The sequence below is a fragment of the Vibrio salinus genome, from assembly GCF_021272385.1.
Classification (GTDB): Bacteria; Pseudomonadota; Gammaproteobacteria; order Enterobacterales; family Vibrionaceae; genus Vibrio; species Vibrio salinus.
Genome location: NZ_JAJSDZ010000005.1, coordinates 978,386 through 1,004,456 on the forward strand (window position 1 = coordinate 978,386; position 26,071 = coordinate 1,004,456).

At 34.5% G+C, this 26,071-nt stretch carries 20 protein-coding genes; 9 read left to right on the forward strand and 11 right to left on the reverse strand.

The features are described 5' to 3' along the window. Positions 1 to 5 precede the first annotated feature (5 nt). Positions 6 to 1,133: a glycosyltransferase family 4 protein gene (locus LRQ06_RS04645; protein WP_232765260.1), complete on the forward strand. Its 1,128-nt coding sequence runs from the start codon at positions 6 to 8 to the stop codon at positions 1,131 to 1,133. 103 nt (positions 1,134 to 1,236) lie between these two features. Here LRQ06_RS04645 and LRQ06_RS04650 read toward each other — a convergent pair whose 3' ends face one another. Further along, a complete protein-coding gene (locus tag LRQ06_RS04650; RefSeq protein WP_232765261.1) occupies positions 1,237 to 2,538 on the reverse strand; it encodes a putative O-glycosylation ligase, exosortase A system-associated in 1,302 nt (433 codons plus the stop codon). Between the two features lie 89 nt (positions 2,539 to 2,627). Continuing rightward, on the reverse strand, positions 2,628 to 3,752 hold the full coding sequence (locus tag LRQ06_RS04655; protein ID WP_232765262.1) for a glycosyltransferase: 1,125 nt from the start codon (positions 3,750 to 3,752) through the stop codon (positions 2,628 to 2,630). 436 nt (positions 3,753 to 4,188) lie between these two features. On the opposite strand from LRQ06_RS04655, the gene LRQ06_RS04660 reads away from it, so the two are divergent. Beyond that, positions 4,189 to 5,130 carry a hypothetical protein gene (locus LRQ06_RS04660; protein WP_232765263.1) on the forward strand — a complete coding sequence of 314 codons (942 nt, stop codon included), beginning with the start codon at positions 4,189 to 4,191 and terminating at the stop codon, positions 5,128 to 5,130. Positions 5,131 to 5,162: 32 nt separating this feature from the next. After that, entirely contained in the window at positions 5,163 to 5,909 is a 747-nt protein-coding gene (locus tag LRQ06_RS04665) for a sulfotransferase (RefSeq protein WP_232765264.1), read from the forward strand. Positions 5,910 to 5,914: 5 nt separating this feature from the next. Here LRQ06_RS04665 and LRQ06_RS04670 read toward each other — a convergent pair whose 3' ends face one another. From LRQ06_RS04670 to LRQ06_RS04700, 7 genes are all read right to left on the reverse strand, one after another. Further along, the gene (locus LRQ06_RS04670; protein WP_232765265.1) at positions 5,915 to 7,393 is read right to left on the reverse strand and encodes an oligosaccharide flippase family protein; all 1,479 of its coding nucleotides are present in this window, start codon (positions 7,391 to 7,393) and stop codon (positions 5,915 to 5,917) included. A gap of 16 nt (positions 7,394 to 7,409) precedes the next feature. Continuing rightward, entirely contained in the window at positions 7,410 to 8,177 is a 768-nt protein-coding gene (locus LRQ06_RS04675) for a hypothetical protein (protein WP_232765266.1), read from the reverse strand. Positions 8,178 to 8,235: 58 nt separating this feature from the next. After that, positions 8,236 to 9,225 (reverse strand): glycosyltransferase family 2 protein, encoded by a 990-nt coding sequence (locus tag LRQ06_RS04680; RefSeq protein WP_232765476.1) that lies wholly within the window; start codon positions 9,223 to 9,225, stop codon positions 8,236 to 8,238. After that, positions 9,225 to 10,190 (reverse strand): polysaccharide deacetylase family protein, encoded by a 966-nt coding sequence (locus LRQ06_RS04685; protein WP_232765267.1) that lies wholly within the window; start codon positions 10,188 to 10,190, stop codon positions 9,225 to 9,227. The genes LRQ06_RS04680 and LRQ06_RS04685 overlap by 1 nt, the downstream gene beginning before the upstream one ends. After that, a complete protein-coding gene (locus LRQ06_RS04690) occupies positions 10,172 to 11,959 on the reverse strand; it encodes an arsenate reductase/protein-tyrosine-phosphatase family protein (RefSeq protein ID WP_232765268.1) in 1,788 nt (595 codons plus the stop codon). The genes LRQ06_RS04685 and LRQ06_RS04690 overlap by 19 nt, the downstream gene beginning before the upstream one ends. 79 nt (positions 11,960 to 12,038) lie before the next feature. Beyond that, positions 12,039 to 13,526 carry an oligosaccharide flippase family protein gene (locus LRQ06_RS04695; RefSeq protein WP_232765269.1) on the reverse strand — a complete coding sequence of 496 codons (1,488 nt, stop codon included), beginning with the start codon at positions 13,524 to 13,526 and terminating at the stop codon, positions 12,039 to 12,041. Positions 13,527 to 13,530: 4 nt separating this feature from the next. After that, positions 13,531 to 14,697 carry a GNAT family N-acetyltransferase gene (locus LRQ06_RS04700; RefSeq protein ID WP_232765270.1) on the reverse strand — a complete coding sequence of 389 codons (1,167 nt, stop codon included), beginning with the start codon at positions 14,695 to 14,697 and terminating at the stop codon, positions 13,531 to 13,533. Between the two features lie 214 nt (positions 14,698 to 14,911). On the opposite strand from LRQ06_RS04700, the gene prsT reads away from it, so the two are divergent. The 3 genes from prsT to LRQ06_RS21185 are packed head-to-tail and all read left to right on the forward strand — an operon-like array spanning position 14,912 to position 18,943. Then, positions 14,912 to 17,725 carry an XrtA/PEP-CTERM system TPR-repeat protein PrsT gene (gene prsT, locus LRQ06_RS04705; RefSeq protein ID WP_232765271.1) on the forward strand — a complete coding sequence of 938 codons (2,814 nt, stop codon included), beginning with the start codon at positions 14,912 to 14,914 and terminating at the stop codon, positions 17,723 to 17,725. 39 nt (positions 17,726 to 17,764) lie between these two features. Next, complete coding sequence (locus tag LRQ06_RS04710; protein WP_232765272.1) at positions 17,765 to 18,529, forward strand: S1 family peptidase; 765 nt, start codon at positions 17,765 to 17,767, stop codon at positions 18,527 to 18,529. Positions 18,530 to 18,532: 3 nt separating this feature from the next. Next, a complete protein-coding gene (locus LRQ06_RS21185) occupies positions 18,533 to 18,943 on the forward strand; it encodes a VanZ family protein (RefSeq protein ID WP_373054805.1) in 411 nt (136 codons plus the stop codon). Positions 18,944 to 19,005: 62 nt separating this feature from the next. Here the strand turns inward: LRQ06_RS21185 and LRQ06_RS04715 are convergent, their stop codons facing one another. Together LRQ06_RS04715 and LRQ06_RS04720 are read right to left on the reverse strand one after the other, a co-directional pair. Next, the gene (locus tag LRQ06_RS04715) at positions 19,006 to 19,881 is read right to left on the reverse strand and encodes a ThiF family adenylyltransferase (protein ID WP_232765273.1); all 876 of its coding nucleotides are present in this window, start codon (positions 19,879 to 19,881) and stop codon (positions 19,006 to 19,008) included. Positions 19,882 to 19,946: 65 nt separating this feature from the next. Continuing rightward, positions 19,947 to 20,858, reverse strand: coding sequence for an N-acyl amino acid synthase FeeM domain-containing protein (locus LRQ06_RS04720; RefSeq protein WP_232765274.1), 912 nt, complete (start codon positions 20,856 to 20,858; stop codon positions 19,947 to 19,949). Between the two features lie 581 nt (positions 20,859 to 21,439). Here LRQ06_RS04720 and LRQ06_RS04725 point away from each other — a divergent pair. The 3 genes from LRQ06_RS04725 to prsR all read left to right on the forward strand — a co-directional run bounded on the left by LRQ06_RS04725 (position 21,440) and on the right by prsR (position 26,044). After that, positions 21,440 to 22,336 carry a PEP-CTERM sorting domain-containing protein gene (locus LRQ06_RS04725; protein WP_232765275.1) on the forward strand — a complete coding sequence of 299 codons (897 nt, stop codon included), beginning with the start codon at positions 21,440 to 21,442 and terminating at the stop codon, positions 22,334 to 22,336. 147 nt (positions 22,337 to 22,483) lie between these two features. Next, the gene (gene prsK, locus LRQ06_RS04730; protein ID WP_232765276.1) at positions 22,484 to 24,556 is read left to right on the forward strand and encodes an XrtA/PEP-CTERM system histidine kinase PrsK; all 2,073 of its coding nucleotides are present in this window, start codon (positions 22,484 to 22,486) and stop codon (positions 24,554 to 24,556) included. A 144-nt stretch (positions 24,557 to 24,700) separates the two neighbouring features. Further along, on the forward strand, positions 24,701 to 26,044 hold the full coding sequence (prsR, locus tag LRQ06_RS04735; protein ID WP_232765277.1) for a PEP-CTERM-box response regulator transcription factor: 1,344 nt from the start codon (positions 24,701 to 24,703) through the stop codon (positions 26,042 to 26,044). Positions 26,045 to 26,071: the final 27 nt, after the last annotated feature.

Here is a 26,071-nt window from a genome sequence, read left to right on the forward strand (position 1 = left end):
ATTTAATGAAAATACTATATCATCATCGTATTGCATCTAAAGATGGACAATATGTACATGTCGAAGAAATAATAAAAGCACTTACATCTTTAGGTCATGAAGTCATTATTATTGCCCCAGAAGTAACAAAAAATGCTAAATTTGGTAGTGATGGTGGATGGATCTCGAAGCTGAGATCCTGTGTTCCCAAAGCTATTTCTGAGTTACTTGAATTCGGATATTCACTATTTGTATTCGTAAAACTGTGTTTAGCTGTCATCCAACATCGACCTGATGGAATTTATGAGCGATATAATTTATTTTTACCCGCAGGTATATGGGTCAAGAAAATTTTTGGATTAAAATTATTATTGGAAGTAAATTCGCCATTATATGAAGAAAGAAAAAAATATGGAGGAATCTCATTAGATCGGTTAGCCAGATGGTCTGAGCGCTATGTATGGCAAAATGCAGATCAAGTCTTACCGGTCACAAACGTCTTAGCTTCATTTATCATCAAAGCAGGCGTCCCCAAAGAAAGAATTACAGTAATACCAAATGGTATCGATCAAAAACGTTTTTATCATACTGAAAATGTGCAACGCACTGATAAATTTTGTAATAAACTTGTCATCGGTTTTGTCGGTTTTTGCAGAGAATGGCACCGCTTAGACGAAGTAATGACTCTCGTTGCTAACGAAAAAAATCCAGACTTAATATTTCTAATTGTTGGTGATGGACCAGTATCTGAACAATTGAAAACACTATCCAAAAGTTTGAATATTGAAAAAAACTTTCATATCACCGGACTTGTTGAGCGTGAAGATATGCCATATTGGTTAGATCAAATAGATATTGCAATTCAACCAGCGGTTACCCCCTGGGCATCACCATTGAAATTGATAGAATATCTAGCCAAAGGCAAAGCAATCATCGCTCCCGATACTGAAAATATACGGGAACTCTTACAAGACAAACATAATGCATTACTATTCGACGAACAATCAAATGATAGTATTATTGATTGTTTAAAATATCTTTTAAAAGATCCTATCCTAATAAACAAGATCAAATTAGAAGCGCTAAATACAATTCAGCAAAAAAACTTAACATGGATCTCAAATGCAGAAAAAATAATAAGTCTATTTGAATGATATTTTAAAACCAATACATCCATATAAGGATATGAATAAAGTATTGCTAATGTATAAATATTAGCAATGCTTTTTTCTTATACATGTAATTCTAATTTAAAAATCAATCTACCGTGTTTATTTTATTAATATCATCTTTCATTACCATATCCAAACAAACTACAATAGAAACTATTGCATAAAACAACTCTAAATAAGCTAATGAAACTGCAGCCCCTGCAACACAATAAGCCATAATTGAAATTTTTATCATCTTAGACAAACGATATTGCCAACAATTTTTGGATTCTAAATCAAAATAAAATTTTTCAATGGATGCCAATTTTTTAAAACTAAGAAAAATAATAGAAAGAAACAAAAATAGTCCTGGAAACCCCTGATCACCTAAGACTTCAAAATAAATACTATGTGCCGCCCACCCCTTATCTCCCGGTGGTGGAGTTGGAATAAAATCAAACTTATCGATATTCACAGCTAATCGTTGCCAGACATACCCCATTTGTGGCCCTTTAAATCCTCCACCAACAAGAGGACGATCCAAAGCCATAAGAGTATGAATTTTCCATGAATTAACCCGAGTTACGAATGAACTGTCTTGCATAGCAGTATCAATTGTATCCATACGATGGTACCAACTCTCTGGTAAATAATTATATGAAATCATTCCGACTAAAATGATAACGACAATGCTTTTTATTTTATGCTGACTTTTTAACCAAAAATATCCTAAGACGATGATCAGCCCAATCAAACCACCTCGAGAGAAAGTACCTAAAATAGCTAATACACATATGGCAGCTAAAACTCTCAACCCAATTTTTAAAAATTTCTCTTCGGTTTCCTGAATAAGATAAATAATAAAAGGCATTGTCATACATAAGGCTAAAGCCATGTGATTATTATCCGATAATATATTTCCTGATGGCCCTTTTATATGATGACCACCACCAGAAGCTATAAATTTCAACCCTTCAACAAAACCTAAAAATCCAATAGAAAGAACTATCATCCATAAAAACAAATTAAAATGATGTCTTTTCCTAATTATTAGCATTGTAAAAATAAATAATAAAATCGCTTTAAAAAAATTATTCCATGACATCCATACAATAACTGATGGGGCTAAGGAAAAATAGCTTGTTATCGTAGTATGTATTAAAAATAAAATCACAAAAAAGAATATTTTATCCATTCTAAATTTAGGTTTTCTTCTATAAATAAAATACCCCAAAATAGTGATACCAGCAAAAATACTGTTATAACTTATTGTCGATGCAAAACCATAAATCCAATAGAAGGGAACAAATAAACCACTCCACAACCATAAGCTTACAGATGCAAATGGTCGCCTAATAGCAAATATAACAAGAATAATAAAGGCTGCTAAAAATACAATACCACGCATTTACTTACCTTGGTTATCTATTTTAATCGCCTGATATACTATATATATCAAAACAACTAAACATCCTAAAAATAACAACCCTTCAATCATTAAGCTTCTCCACTATATATTTTTTCATAAGAAGAAATCATGGTATCTTGGCTAAATTTACTTTGTACACGCTTTCTTGCCATTATCGACATTTTATATCTGGAATCCGAGTCCGTATAAATTTCAAGCATTCCTTTCATAAAACCAGAAAGATCCTCGGAATTCACTGATAAACCGGTTTCCCTATCAATAATAACCTCGTTAATTCCCCCGACCCTAGTTACAATGTGGGGTACAGACATAGACATCGATTCAAGCAGTGTCATTGGAATACCTTCTGCTACAGAAGACATAGTAAACACATCGAATTGCTGGTAGTAATCTTTAACATTGGTTTTAGAACCCACAAACTTTACTCTTTTTCTTAGAACAGAGTTATCGAAAACAAACTGCTCTAAGCAAGCTCGGTCCGGACCATCACCAACGATCCAAAGAACACAATTTTGGGCAAAATCCGTTCTTTCCATACAAGCCTGACTGAATGCTTTTAATAAAAATATCTGGTTCTTTATCTTATGTAACCGAGCAACATGCCCAAAAACAAAATGGCTATTTTTTAAGTTATCTCGAGCACTATCTTCTGTATTCTCAGGATCAAAATAATGGGTATCAATACCATTGACAATCAATCGTAATTTTTTCTCAGGTATTCCCACATCATCAGATAACCATTTTTTAAGGTCATCAGATACTGCTACGAAACGGTGTATAACCAAGCTGCACAGACGTCTTATTAATTGATATTTTTTTACTGTACCATCAGGATCATAGCTGTCACGACCATGTTCAGCATGAACTCTTAAAGGAACACCAGCTAAAAATGCTACCCACTGATATTCAATAGTGCCTAAGTTATATGAATGCATAACATCTGGTTTTAACTGTTTTAATAATTTGTATAACCGAACATGAACAGAGAAATCGTTACCCGGTTTTTTATGCAAAGAGTAATGTTCAGCCGGTACTGAGATTTCAGAAAAAAAATCTCCAATCTTAGTCAACGATATGATGACATGATGATATTTTTTGCTATTGAGGTTATTTATGCAATTGGCAACAATCCGCTCCAATCCTCCGACGTCATAACAATAAACCACATGACATACACAAATTTTTTTTTCCATATCATTATTTTCATTTTTAAGAAAACAAACCAATAGTATAGAGTTCACCCTAATATTTGGTGTTATAGACCTTGGTATACTATAAAATTAAACGTAATTTCGAACTAGTCAATAACATAACTTTTTAACCGTTCAGTTAAGAATGAGACAGGTTAGTCAGACTTAATGTGAGACCAAAACATCTAACTCACTTCAATCTTCAGCATTGCCTACTGGTAACACAAAGAAAATGGCAGTTTTAGAGGTCATCGATTCATGTTAGCAAGGTTAAATTTTATGCGGTACATGCCCAAATCGCAAAAACAGACAAACATAGGGAATTTCTTTACACATTAATTTTTGATATGGAAATATATAAAACTCATCTATTATCACAGAAAAGACTTTCCAATTTGTTATTAGATGAGACTGTTATTATTCCTAATTGGAGAAAAAAATGATATCGACATTCACGAAAATAAAAAGAAAATTAGAAAAATATGATTGTGAAAAACAAATCAAAAAAGTATTAGATACACCTCCATCATCATATCAAAAATCTGATGATGTTATTATATTTTCGATGATTGGTAAGAAGTATTTAGCAGCATACTTAGTAGCAATTAAATCTTTTCTCTATTGGTTTAATAACGTAAATGTTCACATTCTAAATGATGGAACGCTTGATGAGGAAGATTACAATATTCTATCCTATCATATTCCAGGAATCGCTATCAGCCATATCGCCGACGTAGATGTAGGAGATATGCCACACGGTGGATGCTGGGAAAGACTGATAAAATTGCTGGATCTTCTTCAAAAAAGTTATGTGATTCAACTTGACTCAGATATCGTTGTTACCGGTCCCATGACTGAAATATCTCAATATATTGAACAAAAACATTCATTTACAATAGGAAATCCTCGATGGTCAGAAACGGCTTCAATTCAATACATTTCTGACATAGCCAAAAAATGGAATTCCACACATGTTCAAACTTATTCAGAAGTTGCTATGCCATCTTTACCCATGTTCAAAAACACGGACTTCAAAATAACAAGAGGCTGTGCTGGTTTTTCTGGTTTTCCAAAAGGTTCGGTAAATAAAGAGACATTAGCTAAGTTTTCGATTCAAATGGAAAAAGCGATTGGGAAAGAGAAGTGGTCTGAATGGGGAAGCGAGCAAGTTGCTTCAAACTTTCTTATCTCAACCTGTTCTGGTTCTCATATTTTAAAATGGCCAAAATATCAAAATTTTTTACACCCCAAATCCAATGAACCGATAGAATGCTCCTGTCTTATACATTTTATGGGCACGAACCGCTACGATAAAGGGGCCTATAAAAAAACGGTAAAAAATATTATAACCTCTTTAAATAATATCAAGAAAAACATATAGTTACCGGATTTATAAAATTGAAGGAATAAATCATGACTAAAGCACAACGATATTTCAATTTACTTATTAACTACAAAGAATCATTTGCACCTAAACAGAATATTTTCATACTAAGCCATATGCGCTCAACAAGCTCATTGCTAAGCCATATTTTATCATCACATAAACAGATATGTGGACATAGAGAGCTACATTCTTCTTACACAAAACAATATCATCTGATAAAAACGAGAGCCGCTTTATACTCAGAAAAAGAAAGTTTTGAAAATTCAACTTATCTTGCTGACAAGTTATTACATAATAGACTTGTTATAAGTGAGAAAATTTTCAAGACTAAACCAAAATATATATTTCTACTTAGAGATCCTGAACGGACAATGAGTAGTATGATTAAAATGCACTTAAGAGATCATAACCTTGAAGAAGATATTTATAAACTCGAAAACTACTACTTAAGCAGAATAGATAATATGATAGAAAACTGGAATAATTTGAAAGGAGACAAGATATACATTTCATCTGAAGAACTTGTTGAAAAAACACAAGAACAACTACGTTCACTTTCTAATTTTCTTTGCTTATCAGAACCATTAACTGAACACTATAAAATATATAATGATACTGGGAAAGGCGGCGTTGGAGATCCTTCAAGCAATATTAAATCAGGAAAAATATTAAAATCAACACCTATGGATAAAAAAGGAAAAGAACTATCAGAAAAATTAAATATGGAAAAGATATGTGAGAAATATCAGCAAGCCATAAAAGAATTCATTTAAAATGGTCATACTATAGATTTGATTTTTATAACTATAGGTAATAAAAATGTTTTATATAAAAAATCATATTCATAAACTTTTGGCTTAATAAAATAACTAGTAACTAAAATCAATAAAAAATAACTAATTGCACCCAATGAAATTTCAAAAATTAAAAATAACACATTATTAAGATAGCCATTTAAAAAATAAAACAACTTTAAAAAAATGATCATTATACAAGAAGAAAAAATTATTGGAAAAAGTAAAAAACAAATTCTATAAAAACTTATAGGTATGATGCTACGTAAGGTTAATATTATTAATAGAAGCATGACATAAGGCATAATCATACGTAAAATAGAAAAATAATATAAATCATTAAATTGAATAGAAATATACATTACTGACAAAAAAATAATTGAGGTTATAGATTCATATATAAATTGTCTTTTTACTTTTCCTGTCAATGTGAAAATATTAGTCAACACACTCACTAATACACCAGCGAATGTCATTGGTAAAAATAAATTAAATAAAGGAATAGCATGTGTCCATTTGTACCCAAAAATGGTCGGGACTAGAACATCAGATAAAAAAACACCACCAAAAACCATAGGCATATAAATACACCCAAGAACTAAAAGAGACTTATTAATTTTGTCAACAAAAACAGATTTATTTCCAGAATATTCAGACAATCCTGGGTATAACACCTCTTTTATTGGATTTATAATTAAATTAGATGCTGAAGAGGCAGATTCCATGGAAAAATTATATAAACCTAACTGCTCTATATTATAATTTCTACTTATCAATATTTTATCGCATGATACTTTGATGTAACTCACTATCCCTTTAAGCATAATCCACTTAGAAAATTGCCACTGAGTAAAAACATTTTTCTTAACTAACTTAACTTTATGTTGTACAATAATATGACTTCCAAGAGATCGTAAAAAATAATATAATACTTCAGCGATTATAACAGCCCAATAACTGTGATAAAGAATGGCAATTGTCATAGAAGTAGAGCTTGAAACAAGCTGACAACCAACAGTCAGTAGTGATACTTTCGAATAATTTAATTCTTTTATCTGAATATTTATTGCCATATTATAAAAGCCTTGGAATATGGCAGATAAAGACATCACTTTTAGAACTATCGATAATTCAGGTATTTTCAAAAAAATAGCAGCATAATCAGAAAGTACAAAAACAGCTATCCCCATAAATAATTTTGAAAATAAGTTTATTGTCCAAGCGGCATTAATATCTGAGTCAGTGATTATTTTTTTTCTCAGTAAATAACTTCCTCCACCAGTATTAACCATCGCATTAAAAAAACTTTGAACGACATAACATCCTGATACTATACCAAAATCATGCTCATTAAGATTTCTTGCAAGTACAATCATTGTCAATACAGAAAAAACTCTTGCACACCAAGACATGACTAATAATACAAAAGAAGCTTTTAATATTTTGTTCGTCTTACTACTCATGATATCTACCAAATACTCACTTAATTAAGTGATACTGACATTTATTAACAAGCTTATTTCTTACATTAAAATAAACATCTTCACATTTCTTCGTTAGGTTTGGGTCTATAATTATATCACCATACTTATTTTTATCAGGATGAATAACATGTCCCGCATTTATATTTAATGATGAATCTCCAAACTTCTTTTTACCCGTCAATTCAAACTGCTTATATTCAGATGATAATTTTTCTTTTAAATTTAGTGTTTCTTTTAAAAAGAATAATGATTCATCTGTATTATTTATCAAACATTCAGCATCTAAGTAGACACATCTTTGATAATCGTCTATTTTATCAGCAAATAATTCAATATCTAGCAATCTATTAATATAATAATCTGCTGCTCCTTCTACTGAAGATAATTTATTTTTAGAATCTACTCTTCGATACAATTTACAAATACTTTTTATTGTTCTTTCAGGCTCTCTTAACATGAAAATAATATTAAAATTATAATTATTAACCAATTCAATATTTATTTCGTGTTCACTATGCAGTATTTTATCAAAATAATATTTAGTAACAGGCTCTTTTTTATGTATAGAATGGTATAGTAATTTTTGCCTATATAAACTTTTCCAACTATAATAGCCTATATGCATTTCATAATAACCGGACACTTCATTAGACGAGCCGATCAAATGTCCAAATAAACTTGTATTTGCTCTCATATGACTTATAAGAAAAATATGCTTACTAGGTATTAGTATTAATGGTTTATTTATAATTTCACCAATCATTTTTTTCACCTAAATAGAAATTTATTTTCATAAAACTATCAATTAAAATTATATACTTCTATCTCAATAATGAAAAATATAAATAAAGAACAAAAGCAAACCATCTAAACGAAAATTTAATACCTAAAGCCTCTTTGGCAAAAATCAAACTACGCTTAATATCTTTTTTCTTAAAGAATCCTTCTGATAAATGTTTTAAAATATACATCTTACCATTAGAACAATATTCAACTAAAGCTTCAGAAGATGATGTGGCAATACCTTTATCATAAACCCTTAGCTGATATATTAATTTTTCAGTAAAATCTACTAAGGTTGACATATTATCTTTCTTTTTTTTATCTGGGATATTATGACGAGAAATAACTTCAGGATTGTAAAGAATACTTTTGGCTGAATCAATTGTTCTTATATAAATATCCCGATCACATTCGTAACGAATATTTTCATCCATTCCTCCAATACTATTATATAAATTTTTACTGATAATAGAACAGTTTAAGTGTGCAAAACCTTCACTCTTTAATAGAAATTGAATATCAACAGGAAAACTTCCTTCGTTATCTTTAATTTGAACAGTAGAACAATGTTTAAGATCTTCAATCCAGACATTATTTTTTTGTTTGGTTCCATCTGAATAAAAAGCATCCTGGTTGGTATAATAAACGTCAACATTTCCGGAATATTCTGTTATAGATTTAAATGCTCTCGATAAATGTAAACTATCGACCCAATAATCATCGTCATCTAAAAAACAGATATATTTCCCCCTTGCCTTACTTACGCCATAATTCATTGAATAACTCTGCCCATGGCCATTGGGTCGATGAATTAAGTCATAAAATTGCACTTTTTCTTCGTCTGCAAACTCAGTTCTTATTTCGTTATATCCTTGCAGAAATGCATCCGTTGAACCATCATTAACAACAATAATTTCTAATTTATCAAACTGTTGACATAACACTGAACTTAGAGCAGCTTTAAATAATTCAGGTCTGTTTCTTGTTGGAATAATTACTGAAAAAAATACATTCCCATCATCTATCATCACTGTCTACCCTCCTTCAACAATTCTTGCGCTATAACAAATCGACTATTTTCAATCTCATTAAACCACTTAATATATTCAGAAATTGTTTCACGGAAATGGTTAACATCATCTAAAGAAGAAACATAAGGGGTTAAACCTTGTTTAGTGCTTGGAGAATGGAAGGACATAATAAATTCATTTTGCTCAACTTTGAGTAAACTTTCCGTTACCTGTTTCATTTGCCTAAATGTGAATCCCTCAGGAGAAAGGCGATATCTCTTCAATCTGAGGAATTTCCCGATTATTCTGAAAACTTTATTTTCCTGCATCAAAGAAAAATATTCTGGATTACGATTCATATAATTCCTGATCCATGGCACTACAGATAATATTGCGCTTGTATGGGGCAAATAAGTCACTTGATTACGCTGAAATCTGGTATTAGTAAAATTTGAAAAATCTGGTCCCTGCTGATGAGAAAAATCACAATATGCACTAATACTTAGATCCATTTCATAACCAAGTCTTTTGATTATGCTTTGAGTATTTTTTCCTATGCCATACCGACCGGCAAGGTAGGTTTTCGGTCTGAATCCACACGTTTTTTCAATTTCTTCGGTCAATACCTTTAATTTTTGATATTCCAGCTCTTCTGACAAATTTCCGGGATAAGACAATTCATTAGAAACACTATCGTCATTCGTTTCATATGGTGGATTTACCCACGGATGAAGGTGTGTTGCAAACTCAACATTTTTACCGTGCTGATTCTTATAATAATTTATTACTGTTTGACCACCTTCGCTGGTAACAAATGGATAATCCATAGCTAATGTAACTTTACCTCCAAATCCAATAATCTGATCTATAGTGGCAATAAGATTATCAGAATGAGTTACATTTCTATTCGAGCGGTAAAAACCAGAATTCCAATCGAACTCTTCTTCTGCATGAATAACAATAACTAACTTTGACTCTGGCACAGCTTAACCTCCTTATATATGGCAATTAAGCCTGCTACTGAGTTTTTTATTTGGTTATAGCAAGTTATCACGCCATTCAAGCTTTGGTCGTAAGGATCTTCAATTTCAGGAGATAGTGAAAACGTGTTATCTAATAAGTCAGACGCACAAAATATATGATTTGCTCTATAATATGCCGATAATTTTTCACGATTCTTACTATCAAAATAAATAATGATATCAGTTTCCTTAAGGTCAATCTGAGTTAACCATTTAGACTTATGCTCAGATAAATCCAATCCAATACATCTGGCGGCCTTAAGTGCTTCTTTTGGGCTACGACGCTGCTCATTTAGGTGAAACCCATATGAATCAAACTCCAATTCCCCATCCATGCCGGCCAGTTTATTCATACAGGAAGAAGCCAATGGGCTTCGCATGATATTTCCATAGCATACAAAAATAATTCTGCGATTAATGTTAAGCAAAAATAATTTACGGATTGCCTTTTTCGTTCTGTGACGACGTACAAATAGAAAAAACTTATTTTTTCGAAATGCAGAAATAATTAAAGACATGACTAAAAACTTAGCTTCAGAAAGAAATGGAATAGGGTCTTTGCCAGAAAAACTATCTATGGTTTCATCAGGTCCGAATATTCTAAAAATCTGGAGTAACCGACAAACAAGTGAAATTGACGCTTTTAATCTTCCTTCCTGAATACTCGCAATTTCAAATTCACGTTTAATCTCATAAATATCAGCAAGCAACGAACGAGCATAAACATTTTTATATTTCAGGATCGGGTGGTCTGGTTTTCTACGAAAAATCAAATAATCAGCATACAATTTGGGAAAATTAACACCTGAAAAAATAGCTAGCGGCAAAGATCCCCAAAACCGGGCGTTGACTTCAACCAATATCCATTCTCCGGTCTCTTGATTCCGACGAAATTCGAACATAGCAACGCCAGTTAATTTAGTAAACCGGCACATAGATTTAGTCGCATGAAATAAATCATTATCTATCTCAATCGTTTTTCTATAAGAACTTCCTCCGCCACTATTTGGCTCAGCAACTCTTTTGTGAGCGAAAGCAGCACAAACCTCCCCCTCAACAGAAAAAACAGATACACCTTCCCCTTTTCCACTAAAAAAGGATTCAATCAGAAAAACAGATTCTTTCTCATTAAAATTCTTGCGTCTTGCAAAGTCATCTTCCTTGTTAACAATGATTACCTTTTGTCTCTGACTCAAATTTGATTGTTCGAATGACTGCAAAGGCTTAATAACAAATTTATTACCAAATTCACTTTGCAAATCGGAGTAATTTGCTTTTGATATATCAACCAATCTTCCTTTGGCTACAGGAACATTGCAGGCTATTGCTACCTTTTTCGTTTCCCATTTATCAAATAACGTATCCAAAGCTTCCTGATTTGCAATTGCCAGTTGAGTCTGTTCTGGTAAATTATCTCGAACAGACCACAGCGGGTAAATAGCTCGCTCATCACAAGGGATGACAAGATCAAACTGATATTTATCAATAAGTGAAATAACATTATCCAGCCATTCACTCTCACTAAAAGCTTGATAATTATAAAACTTAGCTGTTTCTATATACCGGCTCCTTAATGCAGGGCTAGTTCGATCATAGCAAACAACATGAACTGAATAACCGGCTTCACCCAAAGAACGAATTACAGAGAGAAAACTACGGGTATCTTCCCCCAGAACCAGTACCTTTTTATTTCTTTCTGTAATTACTTCTGATTCAATGTGATCAGCCATTTTTAATCTTTCCTAACAAATTGTTATTAAAAACTTTTTAGACCAATCATTATCTTCCAAAAAATGTCAGACGATTCAATCAAAAAGCAAATTTTTGTTTTATTGAATAACATGCTCTAATAATAAATTTATAAATATACAGATAATCTGGTAACACCGTTTTTACCAATACAATCAACAAAAACATCGACCCCATAAATATCAATATTCCCAAAAATACCAGAATGATCAAATTCACAGCTTGTGAGAAATTCAGCAAGACTTCCATACGTTCAATACTCCACAGCATTATCATTCCAGGTAAAACAGGCATAATGCAAACAATGGAAAGTCTTTTTAAATTTAATTTAAGTAATATTTTATATGCGGCCAAAAGCAAGGAAATAAATGCAATAACAAGTATCACCCGTGCTAAAGTAAAAACCTGTAAACTGTGAACGTTTTCTTGATGAAGAAGAAAAAAAACCAACACTATTGACGTAATCATAATTAGGTCAATAAATACCAGATATTTCACTTTAGATAAGCTTATAAGCACTGTTTGCAATACCATATTTAACGGCATTGAAAGCATTAAAAAGCTCAGCAAACCGATGATAGGTGTAGCTGAAAGCCATTGTTCTCCCATGACAACCACAACAATCAAGTCTTTCAATGCATAGATGCCTAAGACGGAAGGGATAACCAGCAAATAAGCGATTGCCTGATATTTAACAATTTTATCGTACAATTCTTCTCGATTATGAGAAATTTTTGAAATTCCGGAATAAAAGGAAGAGGTTGCTGGTGAAATAAGCTCTGAGAATGGTAACCAGGCAAACTCCTGACTAATTCGAAAAGTACCTACAGCATCACTAGGAAGAAAACGCCCCAACAGAAAAGCATCGATTCTGGAACGAATGTACCCGGTAATGGTTGAAAGCAGCATCCACTTTGAAAAATCCCATAAGCGCCCCCACTGTTTCACAGACCAAACTGGTCGGTAGGGATGAATAAAATACGAACCGACTGCGTTTATACACTCACTTGTCAATGAGCCAATAATCAATGCCCAATAATTCTTTAACCAAACCGCTAACCCAACAGTAACAGGAAAAACAATCAGTTTAGCAACAACTGACAACCGGGCTAAGGGTTTATAATTTAGTTCTCTCTCATAATGGATAAGGCCAATATTACTCATTGCCCCAATAACCGGAATTACACTGCATAGCAATAAAACATTTTTTAATTCCGGTTCATGAGTGAAGAGCGCAATAGAACCTGAGAAACCGGCGATAATAACACCAGATAATACTTTAAGAACGATATTTAAAGACCATGCACTATTAAGCAAATCGTTATTACATTCTTTTGACTTTATAAGATATTTTTCAACTCCGACATGAGATAACACCATAAATAATGCAATGGTAATACTAGCCAGCGTTGCAATACCAAAATCTTCGGGCTTCAAAAGTCTAATAAGAATAAGAGTGCTGATTATACCAATTGAACGTGTAATCCACTTTGCTACCAAATTCCACAAATACCCAATAGCTATTTTCTTATTCAGACTATCTGCCATCTTTTTATAAACCCATTTTACTATGAATTTTTTCTTTTAAAGTTTCACCTAAAGGTGATTCAGACAGCTTGTGTTTTACTTCTCTGGCAAAATTTTCGACAGAAAGTAAACACCTGGGATGTTCATACTGACACACAACCAATTTACCCTGTTTATTTGCAAACGTAGACTTATAACGAGCCTCACCTCCCATAAAATCGTAAATATCGATACCATCATCTAACGCTTTCTTAATAAGAAGGTAATGAGAAACCAATCCCGGTTTAAAATGAGAGCTTTCATGGCTATAGTTCATTGAACAAAAATAAAAATAGAGTACTTTTTTATACCGAAAATTATAAACAATCCCGATAGTTTCATCGCCGGCTTTTATGTGATTTAATTCAATACACCCGCTGCTAAGCCCTCGGGATATCAGCATTTCATGAAAGGAAATGAATTTAGGATTAGCTAATCCACTACCGGACTGACCGTTTCCCCAACGAGCTAAATGATATGGTTTAGCAAGTTCGAGAAGCTCCAGAGCTTCTGCTCTTGTCTGCATTTGTTTTACTGAAATTTCACCAATATTTTCATATTCTCTTAAACTCCGGGTAATTTGATAACGAGAATTACGTGAAATAGATTCCAGAACTGATTGATTATTCTCTCGCAGCCAATTGAGCTCCAGAAAATAATTGGTTGTTTCCCATATTTTACGCTCAAATAATCCCAGAGCATTAAGATCAGAGAATTTCTCAGGCTTACTGGCTCCTGCAATAAAGGCATCACTCGGGCCTAACCAATAATAAACACTTGCACACATAGCATGTCGGATTTCGGCAGTGTTCTGATCCGAAATTAAGAAGTCATTGTATTCTATCCAGATCTGATCTTCTTCGGAGATGCCCGTACGATGCAAATAATGTTTAACTCTTATCCCTTTAGTTCCTAAAAAACCAGATTTAGTAACGACAATTCCCAACCCAACTGTTTTTCCTAAGCGTTTTGCTTCAAGTAAAAAAAAGTGGTCAACAAAGCAATCCAGCCAAGATCTAATCCATAACCAACTTAAAAAAAAGTTAGAATCAGCCCTGTTTTCAAGGTCTGTCCATACTTTCTCTAACCATTGCTTATCAGGGTTTTCAAACCATTCACATTGAATCCCTTTTCTTTCTCTGGACGACGACATATGTATATCCTTAATATCCTGTATTACTATATACCTGAGTAATCAAGGTATAAACTTGAAGCTTACTGTAAAGTGAGTTCTAACCGGTCTCATCAGCCATCCACCTGTTTTACACTATTGTAAACACATGACATTCTTAATATTGAGACAAGAACAAAAAGATTGAATGATGTCTTAATACCCAAGATAAAAAGTGTCTATCATGGAAGTGTTTATGGTTCATCAACTTGCATCAGGGAATGTTATGTCTCAGCACAAGCAAAATAAAAAAACGACCAAACGTCTTTCACTTGTCGGTTTAACTGCAACTGTCATACTTTTTACAGGCTTAGCTTATGCGGACAATTATTTAGAAAGTGCAGAAAAATACCTGAGCAATAATGAAGTTAATGCCGCTATCATCGAACTAAAAAATGCTATTCAAAATACGCCTAAAGACGCCCAACCCAGATTGGTTCTGGGTAAGCTGTATTTACAACGGGGCAATTATGCTTCAGCCGAAAAAGAGTTATCAAGAGCCTTACATTTAGGTGCCAATAAACCGGAAGTATTACCTCTCTTGGCCAGAGCACTTTCAGATCAGGGTAAACACGAAGATGTTATTGAATTAGTGGATGAATCCTCTATATCAAATTCCATATCGAAAGCCGAATTACTTGGACTTAAAGCCTTATCTGAAATTAATCTAGGGAACGCAGATAGTGCCAGAGCTGTATTAAAAAACATTAAAAAAGACCTCAAACAACAATCCACATATCCTCTCCTTGCTCAGGCCAGACTGGTAGCAGGAGAAAATCCAGTAAAAGCTATAAAATTGATCAATCAGGCATTAAAAATAGCGCCGGAAAACAGCGATATATGGGTATTAAAAGGTCATCTTGAATTTGCGCAACAACAATTTAACAAAGCAACAGAAACATACCAAAAAGCCTATAAAATTTCTCCAGACGCTCTACATTACAGTCTCTTTATTGCCCGATCTCTTGTCTATTCAAAACACTTTGAGAAAGCTTCTCCTTATATAGATAAGGTGCTGAAAATAAGTCCAAATCATCCTCTTGCTAACGAATTAAAAGCAACCATACTTTATTCTGAAGGAAAGTATGATGATGCGAAAGAACATGCTGATAAAGCATTGAATAACGGTTCAAAAAATATAGCAACGACGCTAATATCGGCCATTTCAGCCTATAAATTAAACTTATATGAACAAGCAAACAGAAGACTGAAACAAGTGCTCCCCCATCTTCCGGAAGACCATTTTGCCAGAAGACTTTACATTGTCACTCTGATGAAACTTGGCTATATCAATCAGGCAATTCAAAGTATGGACAAACTGAATGTTGATTCAAAAGATAATAACCGCTTTATTTCGCAAATGAGCATAGAGCTATCCAAATTAGGTCGTGATGAAGATGCATTAACTCTGGCCTCGAAGGCTTATGATAGCGACAAGAGCAGTTCAAATGAGCTCATGTTAGGACTGGTAAAACTGGCAGATAATGATGCGACCGGCATAAAAGAACTTCAGTCTGCCATATCAGAGCAACCCGACAAAAGAAAAGCAGAAATAGGAATTGCTTATTACTATATCAAACTGGGAAAAATTACTCAGGCAGAAGCCGTTGCAAATAAATGGCTCAAGCAAAATGCAGATGATATTGATGCTCTAACATTAAAAGGGAAAATTTATCAGTTAAAAAAACAATTTAACCTTGCCGAAAAAGAACTGAAAAAAGCCCTAAAAGTACAACCAGACTTTGTTCAGGCTAAAATAGCCCTCGCACAAGTATTAGCAAATCAAGGCAAATTCCCAGAGTCATATCAACAAGCATTTGAAGCAAAAAAAATGCTCCCTGGTGATGAGTCGGCAACTCAGGTATTAATTCTTAGCGCTAAACGCTTAAATAAAATGAAACAGGCTTTAAGTCTTATAAACAAGCAGATTGATAATGATCCTACAAATTTAGCGCTAATACATCAAAAAGCCGAAGCCTTGGTGATCGATAACAACCCTCAAGGTGCGGCCAAACTTCTTGAAGACTTACCCGATGAAACAAAAAATGCCAAAACATGGTCTTTAATTGGTGATATTTATTACATTGAAAAACAATGGTTTAATGCACAAAGAGCATACAAAAAATGGTTAGAGATGGCACCAACAGATGCTCAGGCCTATATTCGTAACATCAGCATCAGTGAAAAAACGACAAAATTTGGCGCCGGAATAAACCTAATTAAAAAAGCCACGGAAATATTTCCAAATGATGTCCGTTTTCCTCTTATGAAAGTGGGCTTGTTAATCAAATCTAAAAAGCTGGGTCAGGCACAGCGTCTTTTAAATACGTTACCAGAAAGAATTAAAGAAACGCCTTACTCAGCCAGACTACAAGGATTAATTTACGCCCTTCAGAAAGATTTTTCTGAAGCCGTAGCATTTCAGAAAAAAATATTTAAACATAATCCCGGGCTTGAAACCGCCAAGGATCTGGCTTCTGCATATGTTTTAAACGGGGAAAGCCAAAAAGCTATTATCTTTTTATCAAAAGTGATAAAGGACCACCCAATAAAAGGGCGTCCATTAAATATTCTTTTGGCTGATATACAAAGTAAAACTGATCCGGAAAATGCTATTAAACTGTATGAAACTATCATAAAAAAAGAGCCTAAGAATATTATTGCACTAAATAATCTGTCATGGCTTTATATGGATAAAAATCAATATACTAAAGCATGTCAATATTCAAAAAAAGCATTTGAATTAGCGGGGAAACAACCAGAAATAGCAGATACTCATGGCTACTGCCTTCTTAAATCGGGTAACGTAGATGAAGCGACTTCATTATTAGAAAGAGCCTACCAATTAGCAAAATCCAATTCTGAAATCGCCTTACATTACGCTGAAAGCCTGATTAAAGAAAATAAAACGGAACAAGCTCAAAATGTATTGATGGGAGTGACAACAAAGGATCCTAAACTCATAACCCTTAAGCAGGATTTAAATGAAGCAGCAATAAACAATCAGTAGCAATTTTACCTGTTATAATTTAACCAAATAATGATAAGTATGTGGAATAAATTTCGATTCTGGTCTGTTTTATGGCTATTTTTAATCGCAAAGCCTGTGTCGGCCGGATTACCAGAAACGATTCAGTCAATACAACCATCTGTTGTTGGCATAGGTACTTACAGCAGAACTCTTGCTCAGCATACCCGCTTTTTAGGAACAGGGTTCGCGGTATTAAATGGAAAATTTATCGTTACAAATGCCCATGTAATACCCACACTTCTGCATAGTAATCAGAAAGAAAAAATCGTGATATTTGCAGGAAGAGGGAAAAATCCCAACATACGAGATGCTGAAATTGTCACCATAGACCTGACCTATGATATTGCAATTCTAAAAATATCAGGTAAGGCTCTAAAACCTGTAACACTTTCAAACAGAAAAGTCAGAGAAGGCGAATCGATAGCATTTACCGGATTTCCTATTGGCGCCATTCTTGGTCTTTATCCCGTTACACATCATGGAATCATTTCATGCATTACTCCAATTGCCGTTCCTGTCAGAACGACAAAAGAACTGACCGTAAAACAGCTAATCAGACTCAAAAATCCTTACCTTGTCTACCAGCTTGATGCAACAGCTTACCCTGGGAATAGTGGAAGCCCTGTTTACGAACCAGAAACGGGAAAAGTAATAGCGATCATTAATAAAGTTTTAGTGAAATCAACGAAAGAAGCACTATTATCAGATCCAAGTGCTATCACTTATGCCATACCGGTCATATACTTAAAACACATACTAAAAAAAGTTTCGTTATCCCACTAGCACATGAAAATCATAAAATTAATTCTGCTGGTTATATTTGCGTCTCTTATTGGATACGTATCCCTAAGCGGTGGAACCACACCAAACATTCATATACCAAGCATGAATAGTTATGGAATTAACCACTTAGATAAGATCCTACATCTGCTGGCTTATCTTATATTTACCTGTTTGGGTGCTCTTATCTTCCATAAAAAGAGAAGTCTGAATCTGTATTATCTGGGGCTTTTTTTCTACAGCTTAGCCCTGGAACTGTTACAGATTCCCATGCCCCTCCGACAAGCCTCTTTCTCTGATTTATCTGCCAATATACTGGGAATACTCACTGGAATAATACTTAATTATCTTCTGAAAAAACGAATAATGTATGTTTATACACATCAAATATCATCTAGAAACATAAAAAAACGATAGCTCTGCAAAACAAACAAGAGCTATCGTTATTAACGGGATATATCAAAAAATTATTCCTTTATTTATAGTAAATCACGTTGATCGGCAAATTTTCGTGCCGCTAACATACGTTTAATGCGTTGCAACGGACCTTTATTTCCCCAAAGCAACCTGCCTTTCCGATATAAACACCTATAGGCGTCAAACTGCATATAATGAGGCGCAGCCATTGGTGGTCGTTTATTTAGCAATATAATTAACACTTCTGATGTCAGTAACCCTGTGGCAATATCACAGGCACAGGACAGAGAAGGTCCCGCATGATCCGATGAATCAACTTTACTGGTATCCATATAACCCCAGTGAGTTCCCCTTGGAGCAATTCCGACCGCAAAAGCTATCAGCTGATCGAACAACGCCATATCGTCTGTTATGTCAAAATAGTCCTCAAATTTCATGCCATCCGGCATAAAAACATTTAATGTTCCTGAAAATCCTAATGGTGCAGAAAAAACAACCGGCTTGCCATGCTTTCTGGCTGAACGGTAAAGAAGCAAACGAGCCGGCATAGAAAAAAAATCTATCGCATCAACGATTACATCGGCATTTCTAACAAAATCCTCGACATTATCGGGTTGAATACCCTTGGGAAATTGAGTGATATCAACTCCCGGATGAATATCCTTAGCCATCCCGGCCATCACTTCAACCTTTGGCCGATCAACAGTAGAGGACATCGCGCCAACCTGACGATTGATATTCTTAATGCTAAACTCGTCAAAATCAGCAATATTGAAGGAGCCGATCCCCATTCTGACAAGATCGATCAGCTCCCGACCGCCTAATCCCCCACAACCCGCAACAGCGACCCGGGCATCTTTGAGTATATTTTGCTCTTCCTCGCTAATAAGTCCTATGTTACGAGTGACAGCAAGTCTGTAATATTCTTGAGTATCCATCAGTTTCACCTTTGATTTTTTATGTAACCTAGCCAGTGATCCGATTACATCTTTAAAAAATCAGATCAAAATGGGAAACGGACGCCTATTTCTTGATACTGAGCTCTTAAACAAGATAAGTCTTTATCTTCCAAAGTATCGACAAAATGTGTTTTCTCAGAAATAAAATACGTCAGTAAATCCTCAGACAATGGCTTACCTTCGCCTTTGCTACGGTTATAGCTTTCGGTAAAGAAAAAACGATGTAAGTCAGCATCAAATTCTTTTCCTGCATAAAACAACTCCGCTTTTTTATTTGCTTCTTCGATATTAAGTCTGTGCCCCTGAACCTTTAATTTATAAGCCGCTGAGTAAGGTACTAAATCCCCAATAGGCTCGAAAAGGCATACTTTCCGGTAAAATCTGATATGCCGCTGAGTCACAGAGCAGCATAAATCGGTAACATTTTTCATAGCAGCATATTGAAACATCAGCTTAAACATATGTAGGAAAACTTTATATTTTGAATATTCAGGATTAAGCGCAAATGCAACAACTTCTGCCAATCTCTTTCCCTGAGAACGCATTTTCGCGATTTCTTCACCACAAAACTCTTCCATCGGCAGTCCCATCGGACTATCAAGAACTAAGCTCACAGTACCAACAATTTTACCGTTACCTTTCTTAAATTCTTCTGGTTTTCCTGCCGCTAATTCTTCATGGTAATTAGCAATAAAAACTTTTGTATTAGGTAATAAATGATATTTAGTAAAACGAATTCCTTCGTGATTGTTTTCCTGCAATCCCGCTTCAACGTAGTTATTCCATACCAGTCTGAAAGCATCCTCAATTTCTTGTTTTCCCACTGCAATTTTATAAGTCACAGCCTGAGATTCTTGCCTACCCTCGTCACCTTTGGAAATACGAACTTCATTACGTCTCTCAAATGGCACAGTCTTTCCGTTTAATTCAGGCTTGATAACCTTTTCTTTATTCACAGGACACCTCCAACCAGACGTCATCAAGTACAATTGCACTCCGTCTAATATAGTTCTAGCACATAAAAGTAAGATAAGTTCACAACGTGGAAAAGCGACAGAAATGTATTTTTTTGTTGATAGAAAGGGAAAAAATAATTTTATTAATTTCAGGGTGTTACACAAAAGAAAAATCTCATTTATGAGATTACATTTCACACAAAAGTTATTAATAATGGAGCAAAATCTAATTTCTGCAACTCGACGCTGTCTTATAAATTTTACAATTAATTTATCAATAAGAACAACTGTCAAAAAGTTTTACAATGGTAAATTTATTGTAAACACAATCAAAGATTTAAAAATAAACTATTGTTTTTTAATAAAAAAAAGATAATTAATTTACTTAAAAATATATGAATAAATATTATTATCAAAAGTAAGCACAAGTTAATGACAGTATTTTTTACAATTTTATTTTTTATAGTTTAAAAAACACAAAAAAAAATCATAACCATTTGATAAATAAGAAATAAAAAGAATGGCACTATTAATGCATAAACAAAACATGATGAAATTAAACCCGTATGAGGAAACGATTTATGTTAAGCAAGATTTTGAAACCTCTTTTAGTATGTTTTGCGTTTGTTTTATGCAGTCAGGTAAACGCACAAACACTCAACTTAGTTGGAGTAACATGGGGAATCGATACCGACCATGACGGCGATACTTCTAATATAACTGAAGTGTCAAATTTCGACTACATCGGAGCCACATTCGTTCAATTTTCCGACAATGATGGCAGCGGATCAATAACGGAAAATGACAGCTTCACCGATTACAGTTACCTTAAGTCAAATGTAAGTGATTTTGGAGACATGACGGCGTCGTTTTCCAACTGGACCGGTTCTTTTGGTACATTTTATAATTTCGGAAGCGACTATTTGACAAAAGTTACTTTCGATACTGGCTCTTTGATGACTCTCTATTCAGGTACTCAAAGTGTCATGGAGTTAGAACTTAACACAGGTAGTATTAATGTTCAGATTAATTCAGAAGGCTCTACAATTACTCAGTTTGGTCAACTTGCTTTAGAGCTTCAGGTTACCTCTGTTGAAGAAGGCTACTTTTATATAAAAATTGATGGTAACTGGGTAGATTTATACGAACTGCTCGATGAGACCTCTTCATACTATGATATGTATGACGGTAAAGTAATCGCTGAAGTCGCAAGTACTACCCAGACGGACAATATCTCGCTGGATAATATTACCGATGAATACATCGAACAATTGGCTGCTCTGACAGGCCTGAGTGAATCTGATATAGAGAGTGCGATTGGTAATGATTTGGCCAGTGGCTATTTCGTTACCTACAATGACGGCAACTTAGATTTGGGAGTTGTCCCTGAACCTGGAATGTTAAGTTTAATGGGGCTTGCATTTTTAGGGTTAGCTGGCTTCCAGTATAGACGTAAAACAAAAAACTCAGAAGGCTAATAAATAAAGATTTAATTTCATCATACTCACTGCTTCATTTTCTTAAAAATGAAGCAGTTTTTTTTATTCATGAGCCAAAGCGAAATCAAACTAGTGCTATTATCGAAGAGGAACTGAAATACAAAATAAAGTGCAAGGATTTGGATCTTGAACATCGCATTTGGAACCACTGGATATGTCATATCCACCGTTGGCTTTTTGTTTCTTTTTTTACTGCTACTCACCACCAGACAACAAAGTTTTCAACGTTCTTTACTCATCTTTGCTTCTCTCTCTAATTCCGTCTGGGCTCTTAATTCATCGGTTTATTTTTACCATCACTTTTCTGTCCTATCGCTTTTACCCGTGGAAACTATCCGGAATTTAAGCTGGTTTCTATTACTTCTCAGTTCACTTTCCAGAAAACCTAACATCAAAACTCTTATCTCGACAGATAAGGTAACCCGACAAATCATACTATTTCTAACCTCTTGCTTTTTTCTGGAAAGCTCATACTCCTGGATAGCCTGGTTACCCTATCGCTATATTATCCTGTTACACCTGGTTCAATCCTCCGTTGGACTGTGGCTAATCGAACAGTTATACCGAAGAACCACGAAACAAGATCGCTGGATGATAAAGCCAATCTGCCTTGGTCTGGGCGTTACATTTGCCTATGACTTCGCTCTTTATGCCAACGGGGTATTAACTAACAGAATCGACACGATGTTTTTCTACGGGCGAGGATGGGTCACTATCATTACTCTACCGTTGATTATCATGACAGCACGACGAGTTAAAGAATGGTCAACCCGAATCTATATTTCCCGGGATATTGTGTATAGCAGTACACTGTTAACCGTCGCCGGAATATATTTACTTATCATGGCATTTACCGGTTATTACATACGATATATTGGCGGTGATTGGGGAAATATGGTTCAGAATATCTTCTTCGCTCTCAGCGGATTAATTCTGGCCAGCTTATTTATGTCCGAGTCATTAAGAAGACAGCTAAAAGTATTTATAACCAAACATTTCTACGCCAATAAATATGAGTATCGAGAAGAGTGGACAAAATTTGCATCAACACTTGAGGAAGACGCCGACTCACCATATCAGGTATCTCTCAACGCAATGATACGTCCTTTTGACTGTGAACGGGGGATGCTTGCTATTATGGAAAATGGCAAATTAAAAAAGAAAGCATTTTATAATCAAACAGAAAAATACCCTGAGTCCGATAACATACTGGAACAACTATCAGCTAATGCTATTGAGCACCACTGGATTATTGATATTCAGGACTTAAAAAATGAAACAACTAAGGTTCCATTTAAATTTGATTCAAATGAAATAGCATCCATAACAACATTCAGTTATATCATTCCCATTACAGATAAAAATACCGTAAAAGCCGTGTGTTTTCTTTCTCCACCAAACTCTACTCATCATTTAAACTGGGAAGACAGGGATCTCATGTGGGCTATAAGTAAGCAACTAGCGGTATATTTAAGTCTGTACCATACCAACAAGAAATTAACCGAAAATGAACAATTTGATACATTCAACCGAATGTCAGCTTTCCTTGCTCACGACCTGAAAAATATTCTGGCACAACTGCAATTATTATCAAAAAACGCCAAACACCATAAAGATAATCCAGAATTTATTGATGATGCTTTTGACACAATAGACTCAGCGGTTATCCGTCTGAATAAAGTTGTTGATCACCTGAAAAAGAAAAATCCACAATCCAATTCAGCAGAAGTGTTCGATGTTGAAAAAATTATTCAACAAGCATGTCATGAAAGAGAAATAGGACAACCCAATCCTACTTATGAAACAACCAGTGAGAAACCATTTTCACTCAATACAGATCGCGAACGCTTCCGAAATATGCTTTCACATTTAATACAAAATGCCCAGGATGCAACGACACCAGAGGGCACTGTGGCTGTAAAGACATCAACATCCAAAAACGACTACGTTATTTGTATAGAAGATAATGGGATTGGAATGAGTGAAGACTTTATCGAAAACCGATTATTCAAACCTTTTGATACGACAAAAGGAAACTCAGGAATGGGAATCGGAGCCTACGATGCAAAAAAAATGATTGAACAACTTAACGGACATATCAGCGTAGAGTCAAAAAAAGGCCAAGGCACCCGTTTTTCAATTCATATTCCTCTATCCGAATGCTCAGATAATAATACATATCTGCACTCTTCGAAGTGAGGGAATACAAATAGTTAGACCTAATCTATAAAGCTAACAACACCAATATCAGCCTTACACCATAGATGTCTTATTTTTAATAATGAAGATGAGTTATATTGAGTGTATTAAATAGTTGAACAAGGAAAATAAGGCCACTGTGTGATGGAAACATTACTTATAATAGAAGATGATCCCGGTATACAGAAACAGCTAAAATGGACTTTTTCTGATTATCATGTTGTTCAGGCATACGATAGAACAGAAGCGATCAACGCGCTGCGACGGCATGAACCTAAAGTCATCACTCTCGATTTAGGCCTGCCTCCTGATCCTGATAATTCCAGCGAAGGACTGGCAACGTTAAAAGAGATTCTTGCATTATCACCAAAGTCAAAAGTCATTGTTATTACAGGGAATGATGAAAAAGAAAACGCTCTTAAAGCCATAGAAATAGGTGCTTATGACTTTTATCCAAAATCAATTGATAAGGATATACTGAATGTCAGCATCAATCGTGCTCTATTTTTAGCAAATATTGAACTGGAAAATGAAAATTTAAAAAAATATTCTCTGGATAAAAACGGATTTATTGGTAATAGCCCGCAAATTCAAAAAGTCTGTCACCTGATAGAACGAATTGCTCCGACAGATGTAACAACATTATTACTGGGAGAAAGTGGTACGGGTAAAGAGGTCTTAGCCAAGTCAATTCACAATCTGAGTGAAAGAGAGAAAAAACCATTTGTCGCAATCAACTGTGCATCAATACCAGAAACATTACTCGAAAGTGAGTTGTTTGGCTATGAGCGAGGCGCATTTACCGGTGCAGTTAAAATGACAAAAGGTAAAGTGGAATGTGCCGAAGGCGGAACACTGTTTCTTGATGAAATAGGAGATATGCCAGCTCCCCTTCAAGCAAAAATTCTTCGTTTTTTGCAAGAAAAAGTAATTACCAGGGTTGGAGGGCGCGAGGATATTCCTGTCGATGTGCGAATCATCTGTGCAACCCACCAAAATTTGCAGCAAATGGTTACAGAAAAAACATTCAGAGAAGATCTTTTTTATCGCATCAGTGAAATAACCATTAATATCCCCCCACTCAGAGAACGGGGAGAGGATATAATTCTGCTTGCCCGATCTATTTTACATACCAGTTGTCAACAAATTAACAAACAGATTAACGGATTTACCGACGAAGCCGTTCAGGCATTAATCCAATATTCATGGCCAGGGAATGTCAGAGAACTCCAGAACAAAATAAAAGCGGCCTGCATAATGTCCGACGATAAAAGAATTACTGAAAAAGATCTGGTGCTTATCAATGACGAAAGCAACAAATCCAATATAGAATTAAACCTAAAAACTGTAAGAGAAAATGCAGAAAGAGAAGCAGTTAACCGTGCTCTGTCTATCAGTAATGGGAACATGTCCAATACGGCTTGCTTACTCGGTATTACCAGACCAACCCTTTACGCCTTAATGGAAAAATATTCACTAAAAAAATAACCATTAGCTGAATATCTTCCTCAATAA